The following is a 26486-nucleotide window of genomic DNA, read 5'->3' as shown; positions in this document are numbered from 1 at the left end:
CGGGGGATTTTGCGCATGAATCGTCGACAAATGGTGACGAGCGCAGCGGCCGTGCTTACGTCTGCCCCCACCATCCTGTCTGGAACAGCTTTCGGGTCCCCCATGTCCGCCGACAACGCCGCTCGCCCCACGCCGCCCGTCGCCAAGAAGATCCCCAAGACCATCGAGCAGCTGGGACGGACCCGGACCGATGACTATGCCTGGATGAAGGATGACAACTGGCAGAAGGTCCTGCGCGACCCGTCGCTGATCAAGGCCGACGTCAAGGAGCACCTGACGGCCGAGAACGCCTACACCAAGGCCATGCTGGCCTCGACCGAGGCTGTTCAACAAAAAATGTTCGAGGAGATGAAGGGCCGCATCAAGGAGGACGACGCCAGCGTCCCCAGCAAGGACGGCCCCTTCGAATATTACACCCGCTTCGAGAAGGGCGCGCAGCACCCGATTCACGCCCGCAAGCCCTCCGCCAAAGCTGGAACGGCGGGCGGGACCGAGGAGGTCCTGCTGGACGAGGAGAAGGAGTCGAAGGGCAAGGCCTTCTACCAGGTCGGCGCCGCCGGCCACTCGCCCGACCACAAGCTGTACGCCTTCGCCGTCGACGAGCAGGGCTCGGAAGTCTATCGCGTCCACGTCAAGGACCTGGCGAGCGGCCAGGTTCTGGACAGCCCCGTGGAGAGCACCACGGGCGACTTCTGCTTCTCGCCCGACAGCCAGTGGCTGTACTGGACGTTCCGCGACGACAACGGCCGTCCGGCCAAGATCTATCGCCGCCCCGCCAAGGGAACGGCCAAGGACGACGTGCTGATCTATGACGAGCCCGATGAGGGCTTCTTCATCGGCGTGGGCGTCACCGCGTCCGAGAAGTATGTCGTCATCTCGTGCGGCAACCAGGAGACCAGCGAGGCGCTGATCATCCCGGCCGCGACCCCGACCGCGACGCCAGTGGTCTTCCATCCCCGCGAGGTCGGCGTCCGCTACGAGGTCGAGCACTGGAACGACCACTGGGTCATCCGCACCAACGCCGACGGCGCGGTCGACTGGAAGCTGGTCACCTGTCCCGAAAACGCCACTGGCAAGGCGAACTGGAAGGACTGGGTCGCCCACCAGCCGGGCCGGCTGATCTCCGGCACCATGGCCTTCAAGCGCTGGTTCGTGCGCCTGGAGAAGGTCGACGCCTTGAACCGCGTGACCGTCACCGCGCTGGACGGGACCGAACACGCCATCGCCTTCGACGAAGCCGCCTACGCCCTGAGCCTGGAAGGCGGCTACGAGTACGACACCGACAATCTGCGCTTCGTCTACAACTCTATGACCACGCCCCGGCAGTGGTTCGACTATGACATGAAGAGCCGCCAGCGGACCCTGCGCAAGACGCAGGAGATCCCCTCCGGCCACGATCCGGCCCAGTACGAGACCCGCCGCCTCAACGCCAAGGCCAGTGACGGGACCGAGGTGCCGATCTTCATCCTGATGAAGAAGGGGACCAAGCTGGATGGCTCGGCCCCGCTGCTGCTGTACGGCTACGGCAGTTACGGCATCGCCATGGAGCCCAGCTTCTCGATCCGCAACCTCAGCCTGGTCGACCGCGGCTGGATCTGGGCCACCGCCTGCCCGCGCGGCGGCTCGGAAAAGGGCTGGGGCTGGTTCCTGGACGGCAAGAAGTTCAAGAAGAAGAACACCTTCACCGACTTCATCGCCTGCGCCGAACATCTGCACGCGGCCGGCTACGGCAAGCCCGCCAACACGGTCGCCTATGGCGGCTCGGCCGGCGGCCTCCTGATGGGCGCGATCACCAACATGCGCCCGGACCTGTTCGCCGGGATCATCGCCGCGGTGCCGTTCGTCGACGTGGTCAACACCATGAGCGACACCACCTTGCCCCTGACCCCGCCGGAATGGCCCGAATGGGGCAATCCGCTGGAGGACAAGGCGGCCTACGACTACATCGCCAGCTACAGCCCTTACGACAACGTGGCGGCCAAGCCCTATCCGGCGATCCTGGCCACCGGCGGCCTGTCGGATCCGCGCGTCACCTACTGGGAGCCCGAGAAGTGGGTCGCCAAGCTGCGCCCCGCCTCGACCAGCGGCAAACCTGTCCTGCTGAAGATCAATATGGACGCCGGACACGGCGGCGCATCGGGACGCTTTGACTTCCTCAAGGAGATCGCCCTGGACTACGCCTTCGCGGTGTGGGCGGTGGAACAGGGGTGGAAGACGGCGTGAGCGTAAGTGTCGAAATCCTCCCCCAAGCGGGGGAGGTGTCCGCGAAGCGGACGGAGGGGGAAGTTCGGTCGACGGGATCACTCCCCTCTCCGGCGCTTCGCGCCACCTCTCCCACGGGGAGAGGATTGTAATGAGCGTCGTGATCCGCCCCTCCTCCGACGCCGACGTGCCGGCGATCGCCGCCATCTATGCCTGGAACGTCCTGAACGGCCTGGGCACCTTCGAGGAAGTCCCGCCGGACGAGGCCGAGATGGGCCGCCGCCGCGCGGCCTTCCTGGAGCGCGGCCTGCCCTACCTGGTCGCCGAGCTGGACGGCGCGGTGGTCGGCTACTGCTATGCCGGCCCGTTCCGTCTGCGCGCGGCGTATCGCTACACGGTCGAGGACAGCGTCTATGTCTCGCCCAAGGCCGTGGGCAAGGGCGTCGGCAAGGCGCTCCTGGGCGAGCTGATCAGCCAGTGCGAGGCGCTGGGCCTGCGCCAGATGTGCGCGGTGATCGGCGACAGCGGCAACACCGCCTCGATCGGCCTGCACGCGGCCATGGGCTTCGAGAAACAGGGCGTCTTTCCGGGCATGGGCCACAAGTTCGGCCGCTGGGTCGATCTGGTCTGGATGCAGCGTTCCCTGAACGGCGGGACGGACACGCCGCCGGACGCCCCCGGAATGAGCTTGATCGGCGTGTAAAAGTATCGTCTTTCGAAATAAGGCTTAACCACTCTTCTGCCAGACTATTCGGCTGGGGAAGGTCGGGAGCAGGTCTTGGCGGCTTCGAAGACTGACGAGCAGAGGCGGTCCAAGCTCGCGCTGGTCCAGGCCTACGTGCCGATCGCGCGTGGCTACCTGATCGCCACGGCGTTCTATTATGTCCTGATCAGTCTATCCCACCCCTTCTACGAAAAAGGGACGGCCTTCGCCGTGCTGGAGGGCCTGGCGGTCTTCTCCGCGCTCTATGCCTTCGCCAGCTGGTTCGTGATCGGCAAGGCCCGCCTAGGTGGCCCGAGGCTGGAGCTGCTGGTGCTGGGCATGAACGGCCTGTTCCTGGGCAATACGGTCGCCTATCAGCTGATCCACTTCGAACCGGCTAAGCTGGTCTATTTCGTCCTGATGTCGGTGGCCTTCGCCACCTCGGCGCCCAGCCGCCGCGTGGCCCTGGTCAGCGTCGCCGTGGCCATGGCCTGCCTGGGCTGGATGGCCTCCGACGCGCCGGGCGATCCGGTCGCCCAGTACATGTTCATCGGTCTGGCTGGCGCTTTCGCGGCGATCGGCATTTCGGCCATGATGCGCGGCGTCGTCGGTCGCGAGGTGCGCGCGCGCCTGGCCAGCGAGGCCCTGAACGCCGAGCTGGAACGCGAGCTGGCCGAGAACCGCCGGCTGAAGACAGAAGCCCAGAGCCTGGCCCTCAGCGCCGAGGCCGCCAACCGCGCCAAGACCGAGTTCCTGGCGACGATGAGCCACGAGATCCGCACCCCGCTCAACGGCGTGCTGGGCATGGCCCAGATCATGGCCGCGGGCGAACTGGCGCCGGACCAGCGCCGCCGCCTCGACACCATCACCGCCTCGGGCCATTCGCTGCTCAGCGTGATCAACGCCGTCCTCGACATCTCCAAGGTCGAGGCGGGCAAGATGGACATCATTCCGGCCCCGTTCGACCTCTCGGCCCACCTGGACGCCCTGCGCCAGCTCTACGGCGGCCTCGCCCGCGACAAGGACCTGGACTTCAGCCTCGAGATCGCCCCGCCGGCCGCCGGCTGGCGCCTGGGCGACGCCGAGCGGCTGCGCCAGGTGATGTCGAACCTGATCTCCAACGCCATCAAGTTCACCGAAAGCGGCGGCGTGCGGGTGCTCGTCGAGGGCGACGACCAGAGCCTGTCCGTGCGCGTCATCGACACCGGCGTCGGCATTCCCGAGGACCAGCGCGACCGTCTCTTCACCAAGTTCGCCCAGCTGGACAGCTCCAGCACCCGTCGCGCCGGCGGCTCGGGCCTGGGCCTGGCCATCTGCAAGACGCTGGTCGAGCTGATGGGCGGGACGATCGCGTTCTCGCCGTCGCCGGAGGGCGGCGCCTGTTTCGCCGTCACCCTGCCGATGCCCGAGGTCGCGCCCGCCGCGCCGCCCGCCGCGATGGACATCGCGGCGCCCGAGGTCGAGGCCGGAGCCCCCAAGATCCTGGTGGTCGACGACAATCAGACCAACCGCGCCGTGCTGCTGACCCTGCTGGGCCATCTGGGCGTCAACGGCCATTTCGCGGTCGACGGCCGCGAGGCGGTGGCCATGTGGGAGAAGGATCGCTGGGACGCGATCCTGATGGACATTCACATGCCGGTGATGGACGGCGTCGCGGCCAGTCAGGCGATCCGCGCCGGCGAGCACAGCTCGGGCCGTCCGCGCACGCCCATCATCGCCGTCACCGCCAGCGTGTTGACCCACGAACGCACGCTCTATGCCGAGGCCGGCATGGACGCCCTGGTGCCCAAGCCGGTCGAAATCCCGCGTCTGGTCGAGGCTCTGGCCAAGGTATTGTCGCTGAACGTCGAGGGCGAAGCCGACACGCGCGGCGTGGCCTAGGGCCCGCAAGTCCACGTCATTTCAGTCTCGAGATGACGAACATGCCCCGGCACTGGCAAGGTCCGGTCGTCGCTGACGAAAGCGGACAGGTGCATCGTCTGTTCGGGGTGGGGTGCAGACATTCGGCGATCCGTCTGTAAGTCTTCCGTCATGGTCCACAACGCCAACCCATTCGACGGTGAACGCGTCGCGAGAGGACGCTACGCATACGGCGACGCCTCCAGGGAGATCGAACTCGTTCGCTACCCCTTTGACTACCGTCTTCAGCTGCTCGATCCCGGCGCGAGAGAGGGCATCGTTGGCACGCGCCGAATGCCGAAGGTTACCTTTTCTATCTTGCGCCGCCCGAGGCCGACCCGCTGCCCACGCCTTTCCGGTCCTCCGAAGCTGCAAGGCAGTGAGCCGACCGACAAGCGTGGGGCCGGTCACCTAGGAGCGGGACGTGGCATCGTCTGAATAGGGGCGGGTGCAGGAATTGATGGCGCGCCTGAAACCGGACTTTGGTCGCCAGGCCGGAGAGCGGACGGGGTGAAGTGCGGCAAGGGGTGGAGGCTGTGTGGAAACGCCTGGGACCTCATGGGGGATGTGGGCGGCGCGGGTCTCTTTTTCTCAGGCCCGCATCGCTGCGATGAGCGGTTGGGCGCCGACGACGGCGATGGCGCGTCGGAGATTGTAGGCCAGCACATGCAGGCTCATCTCGGCGGCCACGTTGTTCATCCGCCGGGTCTTGAAGTGGGTGGATCCCATCCAGGCCTTCAAGGTTCCAAAGACGTGCTCGACGGTCTGTCGTCGGATGCGCATGGCCTTGGGATGTCGGTCCAGCCTTCGCTGCATGGCCTCGATGACGGCCTCGTGCTCCCAGCGTGTGACGCGGCGCTCCTTGGCCGGGGTGCACTGGGATTTCAGCGCGCAGCTCTTGCAGGCGGAGAGGTTCCAGTAGCGGTGCAGGGTTTGCCCGTTCTCCACGGTGGTCATGGGGACTGTCAGGAATTTCGTGTGAAGGCCGGGCATGATGGGAATCAAGGAGAGACCCTATGGCCCGACGCAAAGAGCCCTCTATTCCGGATGCGATTTTGGACCAGCTACTGGCTGGGGCCGACGCCAAGACAGCTTTTGACCCTGGAGGGCTGCTCGACGGCCTGAAGAAGGCGCTGGCCGAGCGGGCGCTGAACGCGGAGATGGATCACCATCTGGAGGCCCGCACGGCAGTGGCAACAGTCGCAACGGCTACGGCTCAAAGACGGTGATCACCGACGCGGGCAAGCTGTCTCTGGACGTGCCGCGCGATCGCCAGGCCAGTTTCGATCCGACGCTGATCGCCAAGTACCAGCGCCGCTTTCCGGGCTTCGACGACAAGGTCATCTCGATGTACGCGCGCGGCATGAGCAACCGCGAGATCGTCGGCCATTTGCGCGAGCTCTACGGCGTGGAAGTCTCGCCCGACCTAATCAGCGTGGTCACCGACGCGGTCCTGGACGAGATCGCCGCCTGGCAGGCCCGCCCGCTGGAGCCGGTCTATCCGCTGGTGTTCTTCGACGCCCTTAGGGTGAAGATCCGCGACGAGGGCCTGGTCCGCAACAAGGCCGTGCACGTGGCGCTCGGCGTAAGGCACGATGGCGGCAAGGAAATCCTGGGCCTGTGGCTTGAGCAGAACGAGGGCGCCAAGTTCTGGCTGCGGGTCATGAACGAGCTCAAAAATCGCGGCGTTGAGGATTTGCTGATCGCCGTGGTCGATGGCCTCAAAGGGTTTCCCGAGGCGATCACCGCCGTCTTCCCAGAGGCCACGGTCCAGACCTGCATCGTCCATCTGCTGCGAAACAGCCTGGATTTTGTCTCCTACAAGGATCGAAAGCCGGTCGCAGCCGCCCTCAAGGACATCTACCGGGCCGTGGACGCGGTTGCCGCCCAGGCGGCCCTGGACGCCTTTGAGGTCGGCGAATGGGGCCAGAAATACCCCGCCATCGGCATGTCCTGGCGCAGGGCCTGGAACGAGGTTATCCCCTTCTTCGCCTTCCCGCACGACGTTCGCCGCCTGATCTACACCACCAACGCCATCGAGGCCCTGAACTCAAAGCTTCGTAGGGCCGTCCGCGCCAGGGGGCACTTCCCCACCGACGAGGCCGCCCTGAAGCTTCTCTTCCTGGTCTTGAACCGCTCCGAGAAAGAATGGACCATGCCCGCTCGTGAGTGGCACATGGCCAAGGCTCAGTTCGCCGTCCTCTTCGGACATCGCTTCAACCGAGCCGCCGCCTAAACATGTTCAACCGCCCGGCCTTCACACGAAATTCCTGACAGTCCCAGTCCCGAGAAGTAACCCCGGTCGGCCAGCACCGTCAGCGCGTCCGTCCCTGTCGCCGCCTTGGCCCGCGCCGCCATGTTGGCCAGTTGGCTACGGTCGTGGCCCTGGTTGGTCACCTCATGGGCGACGACGAGATGGTGTTCAGCGTCGACGGCGGCCTGGACATTGTAGCCCACCATCCCAGTCCCCTTGCCGTGGGTGGCCATGGCCCGCGCGTCGGGGTCGGTGAGTGATATCTGCCCGTCCGGAGCCTGGGCGAGTTCGGCCTCCATCACCTTGAGGTCGCGCACCTGCCGCCGCAGCGCGTCCAGCCGGTCCTTCAGGCGGTCCCCGCGCAGTTGAGCCTCTTCGCCTTCCTGGCGATCCGCCGCGTCCAGCGCCTCCAGATAGCGCCCGATGCTCGCCTGGGCCTGCTCGATGCGCCGACGCACCGCGCCCGGCGTGTAGTTCTTGTCGCGCGTGTTCACCGCCTTGAACCGGCTGCCGTCCACCGCCACCACGCCGCCGGTCAGGAGGCCGATGTCCCGGCAGATCGCCACGAAGGCGGCGCAGGCCGCCCGCAGCGCCTGGCCATTGTCGCGGCGGAAGTCGGCGATGGTCTTGAAGTCCGGGGCCAGCTTGCCCAGCAACCACATCAACTCGGTGTTGCGCCCCGCTTCGCGCTCCAGCCGCCGGCTCGACTGCACCTGATTGAGGTACCCGTAGAGATAGAGCTTCAGCATCGCGCCGGGATGATAGCCAGGCCGCCCCGTCGAAGCGGCCCGCACTCGGTCAAAGCCTAGCGCTCCAAGATCCAACTCGTCCACAAACGTGTCGATCACCCGGACCGAACTGTCCTCGCCGACGTAATCGTCCAGGCATTCCGGTAGCAGCGCCACCTGCCGACGATCCTCTCCCTCGATAAAGCGCGCCATCCCGCACCTCCGAAGCCTTCCCCTAAAGACTACGGTGCTTCGGGGTTTTCACACAGCCTCGGTGGCGAGTGGACGTCGGCCCTACCGCGAAAAATCAATCAGCGCCGGCAATTCCAACTGCTTGGAGGCAGCGTCGAACTCGGGCTTTCCGAGCGGTCCAACGATAACCTCGGGATTGGCGCCCCACCCGCGCCGTTCCTCGGCAACGCGACGGAAATAGAAATATTCATCGCGACCCGCGCGGTGTCGCGCAACGACGATGTACGTCGCGTTTCCGCCAGCGGCGAACACATCCGGACCGGGCAAGCCGTCAATCGCGCATCCCTCGTTGGGACCGTCCGGACAGCGGAATAACGCTCGCTCATCACTGTCAGCGACGTACATCACGTAGAAAGGGCCACTGACCTCTCGAGCCATGAGGGAGCAGCCGACCATGAGGACGGTCGAAAGGCCTAGGATCGCTATGCGTGCTCCAAACATGGCGAACGCGTAGCAGACGTTCCGGCAGTCAAGAAAGGGTTGGACGCAGCCATTCGACCCGTCAGTGAGCCGGTCTCGGATCCCCTCTTCAGGCAGGAAAGACGAGCGCTTTGCCCCCAAGGGTCACCAAGGCGCAACGCACAAAAAAGGGGACGCCCGCCGCGTCCCCTTTTCGTCTCTTGAAAGGCTTGTCTCGAAAGGCTTGGAAGCCGATCAGCCCTTGCGGCCTCGCGCGGGCGCCTTGCCCTTGCGACCGCCCTGGCCCAGGCCCAGGGCCTTGGCCATTTTCGAGCGGGCCTCGCTGTAGGCGGGCGCGGTCGTCGGATAGTCGTTCGGCAGCCCCCACTTGGCCTTGTACTCCGCCACGGTCATGCCGTGGGTCGTCAGGTGGCGCTTCAGCGTCTTGTACGGTTTGCCATCCTCGAAGCTGATCAGCGCTTCGGGCGTGATGCTCTTGCGGATCTGAGCCGGCGTGGCCTTGCTCACGGCTTCAACGGTCGGCGCGGGCGGCGCGCCAATACCAGCCAGAGCATCATGCGTGGCCCGGATCAGCGCCGGAAGTTCGGAAACCGGCGTCGAATTATTGGCCACATAGTTGGCGACGATTTCCGCTGTAAGCTCGATCAGGGTCGCTTTGTCTTCCACGATCATAACTCCATTCCCCTAGTGTGTCCGCAAATACACCCTCACCTCGAAAATACAAGTAGTTCGGACGGATTTTCTGTTTCAATTCGTGAAGAACGGCAACAATCGACTGGGGATGAGCACGTTCAACGAGCTGAATTTCCGTCAACTATACGTATGCAAACGTTGTTATCAGACGCTTGAAGCCATCCCTAAACCCATGCGGGTGTCATTCTGTCTCGCAACTGCGAACTGGACTTAGCGGTTATCAACAGGCGCACGGACAAATACCGCATCCCGACGCCTCGACGTCACGATCGCCGCCAGACCAGCCGCCTCGTCGCCTTATGGCGCGGCCTCGTCGACTCGGCCGTTGCGCATCTGCACCTGACAGCGGAACGTTCGCACGCCGACATCCCGATTTCCGAAGCGTTCATGGCCGTACAGGCCGCTGCAAAGCCAAGCTTCACCGACGAAGCGCGCCATCGCCGCGACCAAGCCCGTTTTCCCGAGGCCTTCGCCGGCCGCGCACGACTTCCCGGATAGTCCGTTGTATCGCCAAGATCTCGATCGACCGCGACACGGGCGTCAGGACCCTCGCTGCGCTGGCGCGGTACGTCGGAGCCAAAACCACGCAAGTCGGCTCTCCCCGCGCGGGGCGGAGCCTTCAGCAACACTAAGTCTTCGGGGAGGAAGTGGCTGGGGAACTAGGACTCGAACCTAGAATGACGGTACCAAAAACCGCAGTGTTACCATTACACCATTCCCCAGCAGGAACGGCGAGACCCTGGTGGGCCCGGCGAGGCGGTGGAGATAGCTCACGACTCGGATGGATGCAACAGGCCATTTCAGAAGTTTTTTCAGGCTCCCGAACGAACCTCGAAAAAGGCGCTTGCGCCCTCCGAAACCGCCCCCTATAAGGCCGGCCTCCAAGTCGGAGTGTGGCTCAGTCTGGTAGAGCACTGCGTTCGGGACGCAGGGGTCGCAGGTTCAAATCCTGCCACTCCGACCATTTCTCCCCCGCTAGCCAGAAGCGGGAAACCTGCCCAAAATACAGAAGCTTAGGCGCCGCGAAAGCGGCGCTTGGCCTGTGCGGCGTCCGTGACGAGATTCGTTGCGCGCTCTTCATTTGGTTGCGGCCCCGACACCGGTTAGCTTGTCGACGACTTCGCAAGCAGGACCTCCGATGAAGCAGTTCTTCCTGACCGTCGCCGGCGTCTTCGTCGGCCTTCTGTTGTTCGTGGTCGGAGTGCCCTTCCTGCTGATCGTGATGGCCGCCGGGGCCGCCCGCCCCGCGCCCGTCCCCGCCCACACCGTCCTGCAACTGGATCTTCGCGACGGCCTCACCGACCAGGCGCCCAAGAACCCCTTCGCGGCGCTGAGCGGCGGCGGCGGGGATTCGGTGATGTCGATCATCGAGACGCTGCGCCGCGCCGAGAAGGACGACAAGGTCCAGGGCGTCCTGGTGCGCCTGCCGGAGGGCGGTATCGCCCCGGCCGCGGCCGATGAGCTGCGCCTGGCGTTCAAGCACTTCCGCGAGGTCGGCAAGAAGCCGATCTACGCCCACAGCCAGGGGCTTTACCCCTCGGGCATGGTCACCTCAACCTACATGCTGGGCGCGGCGACCAGCGAGTTCTGGATGCAGCCCGATTCCAGCTTCCAGGCGGTCGGCGTCTCGACCGAGTCGATGTTCTTCAAGCGCTTCTTCGACAAGTACGGGGTCAAGGCCGAGTACGAGCAGCGCTACGAATACAAGAACGCCGTGAACCCCTATCTCTATAGCGACTACACCCCGGCTCACCGGGAATCGACGCTGTCCTGGATGGGCTCGGTCTACCGCACCGCCCTGACCAGCGCCGCCGTCGACCGCAAGCGCGACCCGGTCCTGCTGACCAAGACTCTCGAGGAGGGCCCGTACGGCGCCCAGGAGGCCCAGGCCAAGGGCCTGATCGACAAGGTCGGCCAGGTCAGCGACATCCAGGCCTTCTCCCTGGATAAGGCCGGCAAGGGCGCCAAGCTGATCGACTTCGACGACTACGCCAATCGCTCCAAGCCGCCGTCGGTCAAGACCGGCCCGGCCATCGCCGTGATCGGGGCCGAGGGCGCGATCGTCACCGGCGCGAGCAGCGGCGGCTCGCCGTTCGGCGGCGACAGCAACGTCTATTCCGACGACGTGGCCCAGGCCTTCAAGGCCGCGGCCGACGACAAGGACGTCAAAGCGATCGTTTTCCGCGTCTCCTCGCCCGGCGGCTCGGACACCGCGTCCGAACAGATCCTGGCGGCGGTGAAGAGCGCCAAGGCGGCCGGCAAGCCCGTCGTGGTCAGCATGGGGACCTACGCGGCCTCGGGCGGCTACTGGATCTCCAGCCAGGCCAATTCGATCGTCGCCGAACCCTCGACCCTGACCGGCTCGATCGGCGTCTATGGCGGTAAGTTCGCCCTGGGCGACGCCCTGGCCCGCTTCGGCGTCGACACCAAGGACCTGCACGTCGGCGGGGACTATTCCCAGGCGTTCGGCTCGGCCGAGGGCTTCACCCCCGACCAGCGCGCCAAGTTCGCCGGCTGGATGGACCGCATCTACGCCGGCTTCGTCGCCCGGGTGGCCGAGGGCCGCAAGCTGCCGCCCGAGCGCGTGCGCGAGATCGCCAAGGGTCGCGTCTGGACCGGCGAGCAGGCCAAGCAGCTGGGCCTGGTCGACGAACTGGGCGGCTTCTACGACGCGGTCGACAAGGCCAAGGCCCTGGCCAAGCTGGACGACGGCGTGCGCCTCAAGCGCATGGACGGCGGCCAATCGCCGTTCGAGGCGATCGAGCGCTTCCTGGGCGTCAGCGAGGCCTCGGCCAAGACCCTGGCGGCCGCCGCCTGGGTGCTGGGCGATCCGCGCTCGCAGGCGATCCTCGACGAGATGGCCCACGCCCGCCTGCGCGCCGCGCCGGGCGGCGCGTCGGTGCTGGCGGACACGCCGGTGCGGTAAGGCTCTAGCGGAGGCAGGATCGGAAGGCCGTCCGGGGCATCCTGGGCGGCCTTTTTGCTGGGCGCCATGGGCTTAGAGGATCGGAAGCAGTCGTTCGCGCCCGTGGCGACGCGCCAGAACGACCGCCCTGGCTAGCCGACGGACTGCGCGATGGTGATCGGCCAAAGCCGTGCGCGTAGGCGGATGTTGCATCGAGGAAGTCACTAGGCCCGATGCCGCTGAAACCTCTCGCAAGGCTGGCTGACCGCAGAAGGGTTCGCTGCGGCACGCGCGATGGCCTGGGGCCACGCCCAGCTTGTCGCTCGAAAAGGCGGCGAAGGTTGCGCCTTTACACCGACCACGTAGAGGCCGAAGCGCTTGATCGCGCCTCAGCATGCACCGTCGCTCTCAAAAAGAAAACGGCGGGCTCCTGTGGAGCCCGCCGCCATTCTCACAACCGTTGTGTCACGTCTTAGAAGGCCAGATCGAAGCCCAGACGCACGTAGCGCGGGGTTTGATAAGCGATCGGCGCACCCCACAGCGGCTTGTCGTTGTCGTCCACGTAGGGAGAGCCGTTGTCGGTTTCGCCGGCTTCCTCACGGGAGTTAACAGCCTTGGAGTTGAAGATGTTGAACACGTCGGCTCGGAGGACCAGGTTGCCATTCGCCGGAACGATGCTGTCCGGCAGAGTGTAGCGCAGCGACAGATCGAGGGTCTTGACCCAATCCGTCTTCAGGCCCTTGCCGCGCGGAGCGGGCTTGCCACCGCAGTAGCGAGCCGACGCGCCGTAGTCTTGCGACGGGTCACCTTCGTACGGAGCCAGACCCAAGCAGCCTTGGTGACGCGGCGACAGCAAGGTGCCGTTGGCGCCGAGCATCAGGTTGTCGGTCAGAGCATACGTACCAAACAGCTTGAACTGGTGAGCCCGATGGTTCGGCAGCAGGCCATACTGGTAGTCAGCCAAGTGCTGGAAGTCGAACAGGATGGTGCTGCCAGCGTCCGTCTGAGCGTTGTCCGATAGGACCGTGCCTTCGTAGTTACCCTTCGACTCGGAGAGCACGTAAGACCCCTGCAGGCCCCACTTGCCATCGAACGCGCGTTCAAAATTGAACTCCAGGCCAACGTACTCGCGCTTCACGGTCGGGAAACCGAGTTCCTGCTTGGTGAAGGTGAGCGTGGCCGGCAGAGCGCCGTTCAAGGCAGCAATCGTCTCGGGCGAGTGCACGGCCGAGTTCGGCGCGCGCAGCTTAATCGTGAGATCTTCGCCAGGATTGAAGACGATATACTGCCAGGAGTTGTTCCAAACCGTATTACAGGCGGTGAGGGCAGCGCCCGTCAGACGAGAAGCGCAATACTGACGGATATACGGATCGAGCGTCATATCTTCCGACACGCGGTGGAGCGCACGGTAGGTCAGCGAGACCCCGCCCTTCCAGAGCGTGTTGAACCGGCGCTCATAACCCACGGTGAACTCGTCTTCGTAGGTCGCCTTCAGGCCCTGAGCGGTCTTGGAGGCAGCGGGCTCGGGCACGCCGACGCCGAACGGCACGGCGCAACCCTTGACGCCGGGCGAACCAGCAACCGGGTTGTTGAGCGGGCAGTAGGTGAAGGTGCCGGTCGGGTTCGTGGTCGCCGTGATCTGGGTCCCGAGCGCCGTCGGGGCCATCGTCGTCGGATTCATCGCAAACCCGGCGGCCGTCGGCGCGTAGAAGAACGCACTGTAGCCCAGGTCGGCGCCGCGATAGCTCAGGTTCGACGCCGGCGGGATGAAGTAACGGCCATAAGAGCCGAACACCTTGTTAGCCCCATCGCCGACCGGGTCCCAGGTGAAGCCCAGCCGCGGCCCCCAGTTGTTCTTGAAATCCAGGACCGTTTCACCGGCCAGGTTTCCAAGGGTGAACTTGTCATTGCGAATGCCCAGCTGGAGGGTCAGACCCTTCGTAATGTCCCAAGCATCCTGCACATAGTAGGCGGCATTGATGCCGTGAACAGGCGCGCCGCCCAGACGTTGCGTCGACACCTCGACATAGGGGACGCCGGCAGCCACACCGCGCGCGTCGCTGGCGGAGCCAACGTGGTAGAAGTAACCGATGCCGCCCGTAGAAGTCTGGGCGTGGTTCAGCGTCGTCTTTTCGTGGTCGTAACCCGTACGGACGTGATGCGACCCCATCAGATTGAAGTACAGATCACCGTCGATGCGATAGAATTCACGCTCGGTGCTCAAGGTGGCGTAAGACGCCGACTTCTGATTGCTGATCGTCCGCGTCGGACCCGAGACCAGCGGGTTTGTGGCGCTCACGTCCGAGCGAACACGCGGGCTCGTGGTGTCGGCCGGCAGAGTGTTCGTGCGATCCTTGCTCTTGCCGTATGCCGCCGACAGGGTGAACCAGTCAGTAAAGGTGCCGGTGTAGCGGCCGACCCAATTCTGCCCGCCCAGTTGATAGGTGGTTGGCGGCAAGGCGGCGCCGATGGTGTCGGTGCTGGAGTTATAGCTGAACGCTTTGCGGTTCGTGGTGCGGGTCGTGTCGAAATAGGTAAGTTCGACGCGCTGCTTGTCCGTGATGTAGCCGTCCAGCTTGCCGCCCCAGAACGGGTCGTTGGTCGTGTCGACCACATACTGGCCATTCGTCGACTGCGCCGTCTTCAGCGTTTCCTTTTGCTGCTGATTCAGCACGTAGAAAAACAGGTGATCCTCGATGATCGGCCCGCTCACCTCAATGGTGGCGCTGTTGTTCTGACGGCCGCTGCGATGGTTTGCGTACTCGTAGGTATCCGGCGAGTGGTCACGCAGCGAGTTCAGCTCGAAGTTGCCATGCAACGCGACCTTGAAGTCGTTCGAGCCCGACTTGGTGACGGCGTTGATCACACCGCCAGTGGCGCGACCGAACTCGGCGGGATAGCCGCCGGTCTTCACCTCGATCGACTTATAGAAGTCGAACGGCACGGCGGCGCCGCCCACGTAGGTGTTGAAGTTCGTGATATTGAGGCCGTTAACGTAGAAGGCGTTTTCAGCGATCGAAGAGCCGCCGATCGAAGGCTGAGTGCTGAAGTCAGGCGTCGCGGGCGAGGTCGAGACCACGCTGGCGTTGCCTTGCAGGGCTCCCGGAGCCAGCTGAACCACCGCCGTCAGCGAGCGGCCGATCGGCGCTTGCTTGGTCAGGGTTTCAATGTCGACGGTCAGGCCCTTGGTCGTCGCCGCAAAGTCGAGCTGCGGATTCGCGGTGGCGGTGATCACCACTTCGCTGACAGACTCACCCGCGCTAGCCAAGGTGAACGAATAGGCCGTCGAACCGCCCAGGCCGACGCGCACGTTGCCGTCGTTGGTGGCCTGGTAGCCTTCTTTGCTGATGGCGACGGAATAGCCGCCGATCGGGATCAGGGGGATGCGGAACTGGCCGGTGGCGTCGGTGGTCACCGAGCGAGTGAAGCCCTGATCCAGCGACTTGACGGCGACGGCGGCGCCGCTGACCGGCGCGCCCGCGCTGTCACGGACGGTGCCGACCAGCGAGCCCGAGCTGTAGTCCTGAGCGTTGGCCACGGTCGGAGCCACGACCGCCATCGTCGCGATCGCGACGGGCGTGACGACCGCCGCCAGACCGGCGAGCAGGGTCGTCGTCAGTAGACGCGCGCGGGCGCTACCTTTGGTGGAATTCATGCTGTTCAAATCCCCTCTGAGCATGACGCGAGCGGCAAATCGGACGAGTCCCCCTCTAGAAACTTTGTCCGACATGGAGCGGAAAACCGCCTATTCGCGCCACGAGATCACTAGTGTCCCGGAAACATTTCCCCGGTTGGGACGACGTTAGGGGCCGTGACCGCCAAGGGTCAATTGTCATTGCAAAAATGTAACCCACATCGCTAACCGCTGTCGCAAAATCGCCACAGCACCGCCCCTTTTCGGGAGATCAGCGGTCCACGTCGCGCCCTAAGCGCCTGAAAATCAGAGAAAAAGTGGACCACCTCTTTGATTTTCGTGGGTTATTTCGCCGCTTGGCAAGGGTGGCGCGGCGCGGCGCCTTTCGAAGTATTTCCGTCGGTGTTTTTGGCTCTCAAGCCTTGACACCGAGGAAATCATCCCCCTTCGGTGCGATTTATGGGTAAATATCCGTTAGTATGTGTCAGATTGGTGGCACATTATCCCCGCGAATGATCGCGGAGCGTGCAGACGCCGAGGCGCCACTGACCATTGCCTAGGCGCCCCCGGGCCGCGAAGATGCGGTCGGGCGGCGGAGTGCGCCGCGTGCAGTTTTCGGCGAATCCATGAGCGACTTCCGGCGCGTCACCGACTCCTTTTCCGTCAGCCCGCAGGTCGCCGAGGCTGACATGGCCCGGGCCGCGGCCGAGGGATTCGTGCTCGTGATCAACAACCGTCCCGACGGCGAGGATCCCGATCAGCCGTCCAGCGCGGCGATGGAGGCGGCGGCGCGGGCCGCGGGTCTGGACTATCTGTACGCGCCCGTGCGCGGTGGGCCGACGCCGGACCAGGTCGAGGCGGTGCGCGCGGCGGTCGAGGCGGCGAAGGGAGCGGTCCTGGCCTTCTGTCGGTCGGGCACGCGCTCGATCGTCACCTGGTCGATCGGCCGGACGTTGGCGGGCGAGGATCGCGAGACCCTCGTCAACCACGGCCTCCAGGCCGGCTATGACCTTTCCGGCGTGCTGCCGCGCTAGAAACCCCCTGGGTGGGCGGCCGATACGCGGGCCGCCATCGGCGTTGGTTCGGCCTGGCAGCTGGCCAGGACGAACTGGGCCAGGATGATACACAGGACGGCGAAGACCGCGCGCTGGAGCCGTTTTGACACAAAAATCGCCGCGTCCGCCGCCATGACCGTCCTTCCCGGGGTTACTGGCGGGGCGAGGCGCAAGACCGGCGCCGCGTTCACCACGGAGTGCCCTCGATGATTCCCTTCGTGCGCGAGCTGGCGTTCGAGTACGGCCGTTGCGACGCGGTCTCGCCGCTGATCCGGCGCGTCATCGCCCGCAATCCGGGGCCGTTCACCTATACTGGCACGGGCGTCTACATCGTCGGCCGGGGCGAGGTGGCGGTGATCGATCCCGGCCCGGACCTGCCCGAGCACTTCGAGGCCCTGAAGGCGGCGCTGGCCGGCGAACGGGTGACCCACGTGCTGGTCACCCACCATCACCTGGACCACTCGCCCCTCGCCCACCCGCTGGCCGAGGCGTTCGGGGCTAAAGTCCATGGCCTGCCAGCGCCCTCGCCCTTCGCCGACGACGCGCCGGCGCTGGAGGCCAAAAGTCTTGAAGAAGGCGCCGACGACCGCTTCCGGCCCGACGTGACCCTGGCCGACGGCGACGTGCTGAGCGGTCCCGGCTGGACGCTGGAGGCGATCACCACGCCCGGTCACACCTCAAATCATGTCTGCTTCGCGCTGCGCGAGGAGAACGCCCTGTTCTCGGGCGACCATGTCATGGGCTGGTCGACGACGGTAATCACGCCACCCGACGGCGACATGGGCGCCTATTTCGCCAGCCTGGAAAAAGTCAGGTCGCGCGGCTTCGCTGCCTTGTGGCCGACCCACGGCGCGCCGGTCCGCGAGGTCGGCCCGTTCCTCGACGCCTATGTCGCCCACCGCCGGGCGCGTGAGGCCCAGATCCTGGACGCCCTGGACGCGGGCCTGACGACCATCAAGGCCATGGTCCCCAGCCTCTACGCGGCGGTGGATCCCCGGCTGCACCCGGCCGCCGCCCACTCGGTGCTGGCCCACATGATCCAGCTGGTCCGCGAGGGCCGGGTGGTGGCGGACGGCGCGCCGGGCTTGGAGACGGCGTATCGGCTGGCTTAGGGGGCGATCACGGGCCCGCCGTGCGAATATCCTGGCTTTCCTGGGCCCTGCGCCCAGTACCCAGGCCAAAGGCGCACTCCGCGCCCTGGAATTCACACGGCGCCGGGCCGAAAACCTGACACCTAACGCAGCTGTTCCTGAACAATGGGTCCTGGGCACAAGGCCCAGGAAGACGGGAATTGAGCGCTTAGGGGCCTGATCGGCTGGCGCTCCTGATCAGCCCCCAACCTCACCCCGCCTTGGCCGGACTGGACGCCGCCAGCGGCGTGGCCGGCAGCTGATAGCCCTGGTCGGCCAGCTGCTTGCGGATCAGCTTCTTGTCGATCTTGCCGGTCGCCCCCAGCGGGATGTCGTCGACCAGCAGCACGTCGTCAGGCATCCACCACTTGGCGATCTTGCCGTGCAGGAAGTCGATGAAGTCCTGCTTGGCCGCCGTCTCGCCCGGCTTCAGCTTGACCAGCAGCACCGGCCGCTCGTCCCACTTGGGATGCGCCGCGCCAACGACCGCCGCCAGGGCCGCCTTGGGGTGGCCGACGGCGATGTTCTCGATCTCGATGGTGCTGATCCACTCGCCGCCCGACTTGATGACGTCCTTGGCCCGGTCGGTGATCTGCATGAAGCCGTGGTCGTCGATCGTGGCCACGTCGCCGGTGTCGAAGAAGCCCTCGTCGTCCAGGATCTGACCGCCCACGCCCCGGAAGTACTCGGCGGCGATGATCGGCCCACGGATCTTCAGGTGGCCGAAGGCCTTGCCGTCGTGCGGCAGCGGCCGGCCCTCGTCGTCGCGCAGGCAGATCTCGACGCCCAGCGGCGGGCGCCCCTGCTTGAGGCGATAGGGCATCTGCTCATCGTAGGGCAGTTGCTCCAGCGCGTCGGTCATCACCGACAGGGTCCCGACCGGCGAGGTCTCGGTCATGCCCCAGGCGTGGACCACCTCGACGTCGTACTTGTCGTGGAAGGCGCGGATGATGCTCTCGGGACAGGCCGCCCCGCCGATCACCACCTTCTTCAGCAGCGGCAGCTTGGCGCCCGTGGCCTCCAGGTGCTGCAGCAGCATCTGCCAGACGGTGGGCACGGCGGCCGAGAAGGTCACGCCCTCGGTGTCCAAGAGCTCGAAGATCGAGGCGCCGTCCATCTTGGCGCCCGGCATCACCATCTTGGCGCCCGTGCCAGGGGCCGAGAACGCCACGCCCCAGGCGTTGGCGTGGAACATCGGCACGACCGGCAGGATCACGTCCTTCTGCGACAGGCCCATCACGTCGGGCTGCAGGGTGATCAGGGTGTGCAGGAAGTTCGAGCGGTGCGAGTACAGCACCCCCTTGGGGTCGCCAGTCGTGCCCGAGGTGTAGCAGAGACCGGCGGCCGTATCCTCGTGGAACCCGCCCCAGGCGCAGTCGGCGTGATGCTGCTCGACCAGATCCTCGTAGGCCAGCAAGCCCCTGAAGCCGGGCGCGTCGCCGGCCACGGCGAAATCGGCCGGCATATGGGCGCGATCGGTGAAGACCACCACGTGCTCGACCTGGGGCAAGCGCGGCAGGATCGCCGCCAGGATCGGCAGGAAGGTCAGGTCGGCGAAGATGATCCGGTCGCCGGCGTGGTCCGCGATCCAAGCGATCTGTTCGGGAAACAGGCGCGGGTTCAGGGTGTGGCAGACGGCGCCGATACCCATGATCCCATACCAGGCCTCCATGTGGCGGGCGGTGTTCCAGGCCAGGGTCCCGACGCGGTCGCCCGGCTTGATTCCCAGGGCCAGCAGGGCGTTGGAGACCCGCTTGGCCCGGTCGTGGATCCGCGTGTAGGTTGTGCGCACGATCGGCCCCTCGACCGACCGGCTGACCACCTCGCGGCCGCCGTGCCACGACGCCGCGTGGTCGATGATCTTGTCGAGGGTCAGAGCCCCATGCTGCATCAGTCCCTGCATCGGAACGTGCTCTCCCGGTATTGCTTATCGTTGTTCAGGCAAGGCTATCGGCGCGCGACGCGACGCGCAACGCGTGGCGCTCGCGACAGGGAGAGATCAGCGAACTCAGTCCTCTATGAGGCGCACGCGCTGATCGGTCGCAGGTCGCGTAAAGAGACTCTTGGTTGTTCGCGGGGGATAGTCTCAACGTGGACGAACAAGGTTCGTCGATTGGAGACGATCCTTGGGCTGGGTGGCCGACACACTGGCGGACGAGCGGCTGGACGAGGTCGCCGCGGATATCCGGCGACTGGGTCCCTCGCGCGTGTTCTCCGGCGGCCTGGGCGCGGCGATCGTCGGCCTGGGCCTGGGCTACCGGACGGCCCTGGCCTGGTTGGCCAGTTTCCTGGTCGCCGAAGGCCTGGCGTTCCTGGCGACGCGGAACTTCGGCAAGGGACGGCCGGGCCGGCGCTCCGAGCGCGCCGCCTTCATCCTGGCGGCCATCCCCGTCAACGGCAGCTGGGCGGCGCTGGCGGCCCTGCTATGGTTGAACGGTCCGGAAAAGCTGAAGATCGCGGCCGTGGCCATCTGGTGCGGCCAGTTGGTCTTCACCCAGCAGTATCGTCACCAGCCCCTGGCCCTGCTGATCATCAGCGCCCTGGCGCCGATGCTGAGCCTGATCGTCTTCCCGTTCTTCTTCATGGCGGGCTCGGACACGGTGACCCAGGCCACGCGCTGGTCGCTGGTGCTACTGGTCGGCGTCACCCTGAACGTGGCTCTGCGCAACCGCGCCGCCGCCCGGCGCATGGACGAGCTGACCCGCGGCCTGCGCGACGAACGCGAGCGGGCCCTGGAGGCCGCCCGCGCCAAGTCGACCTTCATCGCCGTCACCAGCCACGAGCTGCGCACGCCGATGAACGGCCTGCTGGGCATGGCCCACGCCCTGGAACGCTCGAACCTGGACGCCACTCAGCGCCAGCAGGTCGAGCTGATGATCAAGTCGGGCGACAGTCTGATGCAGCTCCTCAACGACGTGCTGGACCTGTCGCGGGTCGAGGCCGGCAAGGTCGAGCTGGCGCCCGAGGCCATCGACCCCCGCGCGATCGTCGCCGACGTGGTCGCCGCCTGGCGCGACGCGGCCGAGGCCAAGGGCCTGTCGCTGTTCGCCCGCTTCGACATCGAGGTTCCCGCCTGGGTCCACGCCGATCCCCTGCGCATCCGCCAGGTGCTGACCAACCTGGTCTCCAACGCCGTGAAGTTCACCGCCCGGGGCCATGTACGGGTCTCGGTCAGCGCCGAGCCGGCGGGTGAGGAACAGCTGATCCGCTTCACCGTCTGCGACACCGGTCCTGGCGTGCCGCCCGAGGCCGCCGACCGGGTGTTCGACAGCTTCACCCAGGCCGACGAAACCATCTCGCGCGGCTATGGCGGCGCGGGCCTCGGCCTGGCCATCTCGAGATCCCTGGCCCGCCAGCTGGGCGGCGACCTGGTGCTGCGCGCGGGGAGCGGCGGCGGCGCCTGCTTCGTGCTCAGCATCCGCGCGACGGCGGTCCAGCCGCCGGTCGCGCAACGCCCCGAACCGGCGGTCGAGGACGAGGACCTGGGCCGGATCCACGTGCTGATGGCCGAGGACAACGCGATCAACCAGCTGGTCGTGCGCACCATGCTGGAGCCGGCGGGCGTGGCCCTGACCGTGGTCGAGAACGGCCAGGAGGCGCTGGAGGCGATGTCCCAGGAGCACTACGACTGCGTGCTGATGGACATCAACATGCCGGTGATGGACGGCATCACCGCCCTGGAGGCCATCCGCGCCGGCCGCGCCGGCGATCCCGGCCTGCCCGTCATCGCCCTGACCGCCTCGGCCATGGCCGGCGACCGCGAGCGGTTCCTGGGGCTGGGCTTCGACGACTATCTGGGCAAGCCGGTCCGGCCGGCGGACCTGATCACCGCCATCCTCCGCGCGGTGAACCCCGATCCGCCCGAGCGGCAGGCGGCGTGAGGTAGATCGACATTAGCTCGACGCTTGAGCTTTAAATCTCGCCTTCCTGGGCCTTGTGCCCAGGACCCAGGGTTCAGGAACAGCTGAGTATTGGACAGGTCTCGGACCGACCGCCGCGTGAATGCCGACGCGCATAGTCGCCTCGGGCCTGGGTCCTGGGCACAAGGCCCAGGAAGGCAAAATATTAGCTGCTCTGCACCATGCTTGGATCCCTACCCCATCGCCTCGGCCAGGGCCCGCGCTTCGTCCTCGAAGGCGCTGACCGTGTCGACCTTTCGCCAGGTGATCTCGCCCGTGTCGCGGGCCAGCTGGCTTTCCAGCACGGCCACGTCGGCGTCCGAGGCGTCGTTGACGCGGGCCGCCACGCGCTCGCGCAGCACCTCCGGCGGGGCTTCCAGCCAGACGCCGAGGAAGGCGACGTCGCAGCTTTTGGCCAGGGCCTCGGCGCGGGCCCGCTCCTCGGGCTTCAGGAACACCGCGTCCAGCACCACCGAGCGCCGGGCCTTCAGGCACAGCTCGGCGTCGTGGAACAGCTGGTCGTAGACCTTCGCGCTCATCTCCGGCGTATAGGCCTCGCGCGGCAGGCGCTGGAGGGACGGCACCCCCCACAGGCGCTTGCGGATCTCGTCGGTGCGCAGGACCACCGCGCCGGGGGCCGAACCCAGGCCGGGGGCGCAGACGCGCGAGAAGGTCGACTTGCCCGAGCCCGACAGGCCGCCGGCCGCCACCAGGCTGACCGGCCTCGGGGCCAGGTGTTCCAGGGCGGTCTGCAGATAGGCCCGCGCGGCCTCGTCGTCGCCTGTATAGGCCCAGACGTGGGTGCGCACGGCGGCGCGGACGCTGAGCATTAGCGGCAGGGCCGCCAGACCCGTCCACAGCCCCTCGCCGAACGTGCGGGCGGCCTCGTCCAGATAGGCGTTCAGCACCCGGCCGGCGGCGTCGCGGCGACGGCGGAAGTCCAGGTCCATCAGCAGGAAGGCCAGGTCGTACTGCACGTCGATGTCCGACAGGGTGTCGTTGAACTCGATGCAGTCGAACAGGATCGGCTGGCCGTCCTCGATCAGGATGTTCCCCAGATGCAGGTCGCCGTGACAGTGGCGGGCGAAACCGGCCTTGGCCCGGCCGTCCAGCAGCGGGCCCAGGCGCTCCAGCGCGATGTCGGTCTCATGGACCAGGCGCTCGACCGCCTGCCGGCCCAGGCGCGGCGCCAGGCCGCGCAGCAGGTTGGCGTTGGACGCGATCGTATAGCCCAGGGCCGAAACGCCGCCGCCCTGCGGACGCAGGGTCGCCCCGGTGTGGAAGCGGGCCACCGTGCGGCCCAGCGAATCCTCCAGCGCGTCGTCGATCGCCCACGGCTGGGTGGCCAGAACCCCGTTCTGGTCGAAGCGGCGCATTTCCAGAAGGTACTCGACGATCTCGCCCTGGCCGTCGATCTCGAGGCCCTCGTCGGCCGTGCGCGTCAGACGACGCACCTCGCGATAGATGTCCGGCGCGGCCGCGCGGTTGAAGGTCAGTTCGCGCTCCAGCGCCCAGCGGCGCAGTTCCAGCGTCGAATAATCCAGAAACCCGAAGTCGACCGGACGCTTCACCTTGAAGGCCGAGCCGCCGATCAGGAACACCCGGGCGCACGAGGTCTCGATCGTGCTTTCCGCCCGTCCTTCGAACCAGGCGGCCACTTCCTGTTCGCGCGCGGCTTCCGCGTCCTTGATCACGCCGAAAATCCCATCTGTCCGCGCACGAAATCCGGCGCGGGGGCTGCATAGCCGAAACGCGCGCGAGAGTCCTCCCACGCCACCTTTCATCCCAGCCTTGCTTAGGCCCCGTTTTCGCGGCTAGATTGTATCAAAGCCAATCCAGTGCGAGTGTTCAAATGCTTGTCGGCGCGGGTCTGAAACGGTCGGGTCACAAGCGCGAGGAGATCCTCGGCTCCGCCAGGAGCCTGTTTCTTCGCCAAGGCTACGCGGACGCCGGCATGGAGGTGGTGGCCCGCGCGGCCGGGGTCTCGACGGCCACCCTCTACGCCTACTTCCCCAGCAAGGCCGACCTCTTCAAGGCCATCGTCATGGAGACAGTCAGCGGCATCGCCGCCCCGGTTCGCGAGGCCGTGCGCGTCAAGGGCGACGCCCGCGTCCGCCTGACCGCCCTGGCCTGCGCCTACGCCGCCTTCTTCTCGCGTCCGGACACCCGGGCCATGTTCCGCATCGTCACGGCCGAGCGTCGCCGGTTCGAGGACGTGGCCGAATATTTCCTGCAGAGCGCCCGCGACGAGTTGGGCGGCGCGGCGATCGCGGTGATCAACGACCTGATCCGTTCCGGCGAACTGAAGGTCGACAAGCCCTCGTGGGCCGCCGGCCAGCTGATGGGCATGCTGGACCACGTGACCCTGGTCCTGGGCCTTTCGGCCGGCGACGAGGTTCAGCCGAGACGCCCGATCAAGGCGATCGCCGAGGACGCGGTAGAGACCTTCCTGGCGCGGTACGGGGTGAAGTAGGCGGACCGCCTCGGAAGCGAACGTGTGGAAGGTCTCGAGTGGGTGATGGGGTGGACGCCCCCCGACGGCATCTACGTGCCAGAGTGAGGTGTTGAGCTTCACTCGAGGGAGGCGCCCATGGGCGAGATTACCATCATCGGGCTGGATATCGCCAAGTCAGTGTTCCAGGCCCACGGAGCCGATGCCGCCGGCTCGGTTATGTTCCGCAAGAAGCTTGGTCGGGGCCGGCTGCTGGCGTTCTTCGCCGGTCAGCCGCGCTGCATTGTGGCCATGGAGGCATGCGCGGGCGCTCATCACTGGGGGCGCGAGCTGGAAGCGCTGGGCCACACGGTCAAACTGATCCCGCCCGCCTACGTGAAGCCGTTCGTGAAGCGGCAGAAGAACGACGAAGCCGATGCCGAGGCGATCTGCGAGGCCGCCCAGCGGCCCACGATGCGCTTCGTGCCCGTGAAGAGCCGCGAGCAGCAGGCCAGCGGCGTGGTGTTCCGGGCCCGGGATCTGCTGGTGCGCCAGCGCACCCAGATCATGAACGGCCTGCGCGGCCACTTGGCTGAGTTCGGCTACGTCGCGCCCAAGGGCGTGATGTACGTCGAGCGCCTGGTCGCCGAGATCGAGGATCCGCAAAGCCAGCTTCCGCCGGCCGCGCGCGTCAGCCTGCAGGTGATGGTGCGGATGCTGGATGCGCTGCAGACGGAGATCGCCAGCCTCGATGCCGAGATCGCCCGGCGCGCCAAGGAAGACCCTGTCGCGCGCCGGCTAATGACGATCCCAGGTATCGGACCCGTTACGGCCTCGGCCATGGTGGCCCTGGCGCCGGGATCTGAGGCCTTCCGCTGCGGACGCGACTTCTCGGCCTGGCTGGGCCTCACGCCGGTGCAACGATCCAGCGGCGGCAAGCAGAAGCTGGGCCAGATCACCAAGGCCGGCGAGCGAACCTTGCGGCGATTGCTGGTGATCGGCGCCAGCGCGGTGATCAAGCAGGCCCTGATCCGCGGCGCGCCGCCCGGATCGTGGCTGGCGCAGATGCTGGCCCGCAAGCCGCGGATGCTCGTGGCCGTAGCCTTGGCCAACAAGACCCCAAGGATCATTTGGGCGCTGCTGGCCAGGGGCGGCGTCTACAGGGCTCCGGCGCTGGCGGCCTGACGGCCGCCGGCTCCAGAGGCGTCGAAGCGTAGTCGGACGACGGAGGGTATGGCGCACAGTCGGTGAGACGGGATCAGGAAAACCAGGGCTTACCACCGTGCCTTCCTTGAGCACGCTATGGGTGATTTGGACCTGATCCGCGAACTTCCATACGGGCCAGCGCTCTCGGGTGCACAACAGGCCGGACAGATGGCAGCATCCGATCAAGCGTCAGAGCTTCGAAATCCGTCTTGCGCTGAAGGGGGCGTCCACAGATGGTGAGCGGACCTTGAGTTGGCCAAGAGCGGCCGCCGCGCGGACCCGCCGTCCGCCACATCGCGCTCACGTACACCAGAGGTCAGGATAGCGACTGCTGCACGGCGTCCGCCGCGCTACGGATGACCTCGTAGACTCGTCTCGACTGCGACAGCATCGGCACGTGGCTCGAAGCCAGTTCAGTCACCTCCGCGTTCATGCGCTTGGCGAGAAACCTTTGAAGGTCGGGTTGGATCGTCCGATCCTCCGTGCCAACGATGTAGTAGGTCGGCCTCGTCTTCCAGGCCGCGCCCCAGACCGGCTGAGTGAAGAGGTCGGCGAGCGGTCCCATCTGCGTAGACCAGATCAGGCTCTGCCCGGCCTCCGGCAAGTCGCCGGCAAATTCGGGGATGCCTGAGCGGCGAAGATAGAGCCTGCCGTCAGCGGCTTCGACATGCTGAAAGATCGGCGTTTGCGGGAACTTGCCTTGATCGTCCTGAGTTGCAGCCCCGTCTTCCGGTGCGAACGCGCAAATGTATACAAGCGCCTTGACGCGGTCATCCGCGCCGCCGGCGGTGATGACGGAACCGCCGTAGGAGTGGCCGACCAGGACGACGGGGCCGCTTGCTCGCCCCAGGGACAACCGCACGGACGCCGCGTCATCGGCAACGGTGTTCAGGTGGTTCTGCGTTGAGATGACTTCGTAGCCGTCGGCGATGAGCGGCTCGATAACACCGCTGAAGCACGAGCCATCCGCCCACAGGCCATGTGCGAAAACGATACTGGGTTTGCCGGACATCGACGCCTCCTTTTTGATCATGAGATACCGGCAAGTCGGTCATCTCCTGGCGTCGGTCGCAAT

The 26486-nt window shown here is 66.2% G+C and carries 16 protein-coding genes, 2 tRNA genes and 4 pseudogenes; 11 read left to right on the top strand and 11 right to left on the bottom strand.

Translation table 11 applies throughout. From position 1 onward, the window contains the following. The first annotated feature begins 15 nt into the window (after nt 1-15). The 3 genes from MZV50_RS06415 to MZV50_RS06405 all read left to right on the top strand — a co-directional run bounded on the left by MZV50_RS06415 (nt 16) and on the right by MZV50_RS06405 (nt 4786). Nucleotides 16-2223, top strand: coding sequence for a S9 family peptidase (locus MZV50_RS06415; RefSeq protein WP_252633580.1), 2208 nt, complete (start codon nt 16-18; stop codon nt 2221-2223). A 130-nt stretch (nt 2224-2353) separates the two neighbouring features. Further along, on the top strand, nt 2354-2905 hold the full coding sequence (locus MZV50_RS06410) for a GNAT family N-acetyltransferase (RefSeq protein ID WP_252633579.1): 552 nt from the start codon (nt 2354-2356) through the stop codon (nt 2903-2905). A 75-nt stretch (nt 2906-2980) separates the two neighbouring features. Beyond that, a complete protein-coding gene (locus MZV50_RS06405) occupies nt 2981-4786 on the top strand; it encodes an ATP-binding protein (RefSeq protein WP_252633578.1) in 1806 nt (601 codons plus the stop codon). A gap of 609 nt (nt 4787-5395) precedes the next feature. On the opposite strand, the pseudogene MZV50_RS06400 reads toward MZV50_RS06405, so the two are convergent. Then, nucleotides 5396-5758 (bottom strand): annotated as a pseudogene (locus MZV50_RS06400) (transposase); the annotation flags it as partial. A 62-nt stretch (nt 5759-5820) separates the two neighbouring features. On the opposite strand from MZV50_RS06400, the pseudogene MZV50_RS06395 reads away from it, so the two are divergent. Then, nucleotides 5821-7040 (top strand): annotated as a pseudogene (locus MZV50_RS06395) (IS256 family transposase). A gap of 20 nt (nt 7041-7060) precedes the next feature. Here the strand turns inward: MZV50_RS06395 and MZV50_RS06390 are convergent. The 5 genes and pseudogenes from MZV50_RS06390 to MZV50_RS06370 form a co-directional block, all read right to left on the bottom strand. Next, a pseudogene (locus MZV50_RS06390) lies at nt 7061-7999 on the bottom strand (IS1182 family transposase); the annotation flags it as partial. Nucleotides 8000-8080: 81 nt separating this feature from the next. Then, nucleotides 8081-8416, bottom strand: a complete 336-nt coding sequence (locus tag MZV50_RS06385) for a hypothetical protein (protein WP_252633577.1) — start codon at nt 8414-8416, stop codon at nt 8081-8083. A gap of 276 nt (nt 8417-8692) precedes the next feature. Then, nucleotides 8693-9124, bottom strand: a complete 432-nt coding sequence (locus MZV50_RS06380) for a MucR family transcriptional regulator (protein ID WP_252633576.1) — start codon at nt 9122-9124, stop codon at nt 8693-8695. 324 nt (nt 9125-9448) lie between these two features. Then, nucleotides 9449-9601, bottom strand: coding sequence for a hypothetical protein (locus tag MZV50_RS06375; protein ID WP_252633575.1), 153 nt, complete (start codon nt 9599-9601; stop codon nt 9449-9451). A 198-nt stretch (nt 9602-9799) separates the two neighbouring features. Beyond that, nucleotides 9800-9873, bottom strand: a tRNA-Gln gene (locus MZV50_RS06370). Nucleotides 9874-10038: 165 nt separating this feature from the next. On the opposite strand from MZV50_RS06370, the gene MZV50_RS06365 reads away from it, so the two are divergent. Both MZV50_RS06365 and sppA read left to right on the top strand, forming a co-directional pair. After that, nucleotides 10039-10115 (top strand) — tRNA-Pro (locus tag MZV50_RS06365). A gap of 174 nt (nt 10116-10289) precedes the next feature. After that, nucleotides 10290-12077, top strand: a complete 1788-nt coding sequence (sppA, locus tag MZV50_RS06360; protein WP_252633574.1) for a signal peptide peptidase SppA — start codon at nt 10290-10292, stop codon at nt 12075-12077. 451 nt (nt 12078-12528) lie between these two features. Here sppA and MZV50_RS06355 read toward each other — a convergent pair whose 3' ends face one another. After that, nucleotides 12529-15711: a TonB-dependent receptor gene (locus MZV50_RS06355; protein WP_252633573.1), complete on the bottom strand. Its 3183-nt coding sequence runs from the start codon at nt 15709-15711 to the stop codon at nt 12529-12531. Between the two features lie 605 nt (nt 15712-16316). Here MZV50_RS06355 and MZV50_RS06350 point away from each other — a divergent pair. Then, nucleotides 16317-16724 carry a TIGR01244 family sulfur transferase gene (locus MZV50_RS06350; protein ID WP_252633572.1) on the top strand — a complete coding sequence of 136 codons (408 nt, stop codon included), beginning with the start codon at nt 16317-16319 and terminating at the stop codon, nt 16722-16724. Here MZV50_RS06350 and MZV50_RS06345 read toward each other — a convergent pair. Beyond that, complete coding sequence (locus MZV50_RS06345; RefSeq protein WP_252633571.1) at nt 16721-16879, bottom strand: hypothetical protein; 159 nt, start codon at nt 16877-16879, stop codon at nt 16721-16723. The genes MZV50_RS06350 and MZV50_RS06345 overlap by 4 nt on opposite strands. A 72-nt stretch (nt 16880-16951) precedes the next feature. Here MZV50_RS06345 and MZV50_RS06340 point away from each other — a divergent pair, with 72 nt between their 5' ends. Beyond that, nucleotides 16952-17857: an MBL fold metallo-hydrolase gene (locus MZV50_RS06340; RefSeq protein ID WP_252633570.1), complete on the top strand. Its 906-nt coding sequence runs from the start codon at nt 16952-16954 to the stop codon at nt 17855-17857. A 241-nt stretch (nt 17858-18098) separates the two neighbouring features. On the opposite strand, the pseudogene MZV50_RS06335 reads toward MZV50_RS06340, so the two are convergent. Beyond that, nucleotides 18099-19778, bottom strand: a pseudogene (locus MZV50_RS06335) (long-chain-fatty-acid--CoA ligase); the annotation flags it as partial. 232 nt (nt 19779-20010) lie between these two features. Between MZV50_RS06335 and MZV50_RS06330 the strand changes: the two are divergent. After that, entirely contained in the window at nt 20011-21756 is a 1746-nt protein-coding gene (locus MZV50_RS06330) for a hybrid sensor histidine kinase/response regulator (protein WP_354668945.1), read from the top strand. A gap of 212 nt (nt 21757-21968) precedes the next feature. On the opposite strand, the gene MZV50_RS06325 is transcribed toward MZV50_RS06330, so the two are convergent. After that, complete coding sequence (locus tag MZV50_RS06325; protein ID WP_252633568.1) at nt 21969-23468, bottom strand: bifunctional aminoglycoside phosphotransferase/ATP-binding protein; 1500 nt, start codon at nt 23466-23468, stop codon at nt 21969-21971. A 158-nt stretch (nt 23469-23626) separates the two neighbouring features. On the opposite strand from MZV50_RS06325, the gene MZV50_RS06320 reads away from it, so the two are divergent. Further along, the gene (locus MZV50_RS06320; protein ID WP_252633567.1) at nt 23627-24247 is read left to right on the top strand and encodes a TetR/AcrR family transcriptional regulator; all 621 of its coding nucleotides are present in this window, start codon (nt 23627-23629) and stop codon (nt 24245-24247) included. A gap of 117 nt (nt 24248-24364) precedes the next feature. After that, nucleotides 24365-25390 (top strand): IS110 family transposase, encoded by a 1026-nt coding sequence (locus MZV50_RS06315; RefSeq protein ID WP_252633566.1) that lies wholly within the window; start codon nt 24365-24367, stop codon nt 25388-25390. A 337-nt stretch (nt 25391-25727) separates the two neighbouring features. Here the strand turns inward: MZV50_RS06315 and MZV50_RS06310 are convergent, their stop codons facing one another. Continuing rightward, entirely contained in the window at nt 25728-26423 is a 696-nt protein-coding gene (locus MZV50_RS06310; RefSeq protein ID WP_252633565.1) for an alpha/beta fold hydrolase, read from the bottom strand. Between the last annotated feature and the right edge of the window lie 63 nt (nt 26424-26486).

The sequence above is a fragment of the Caulobacter segnis genome, from assembly GCF_023935105.1.
GTDB lineage: Bacteria > Pseudomonadota > Alphaproteobacteria > Caulobacterales > Caulobacteraceae > Caulobacter > Caulobacter segnis_B.
Note: the sequence above shows the minus strand (reverse complement) of the source record. Positions and strands in the feature narration are given on the sequence as shown.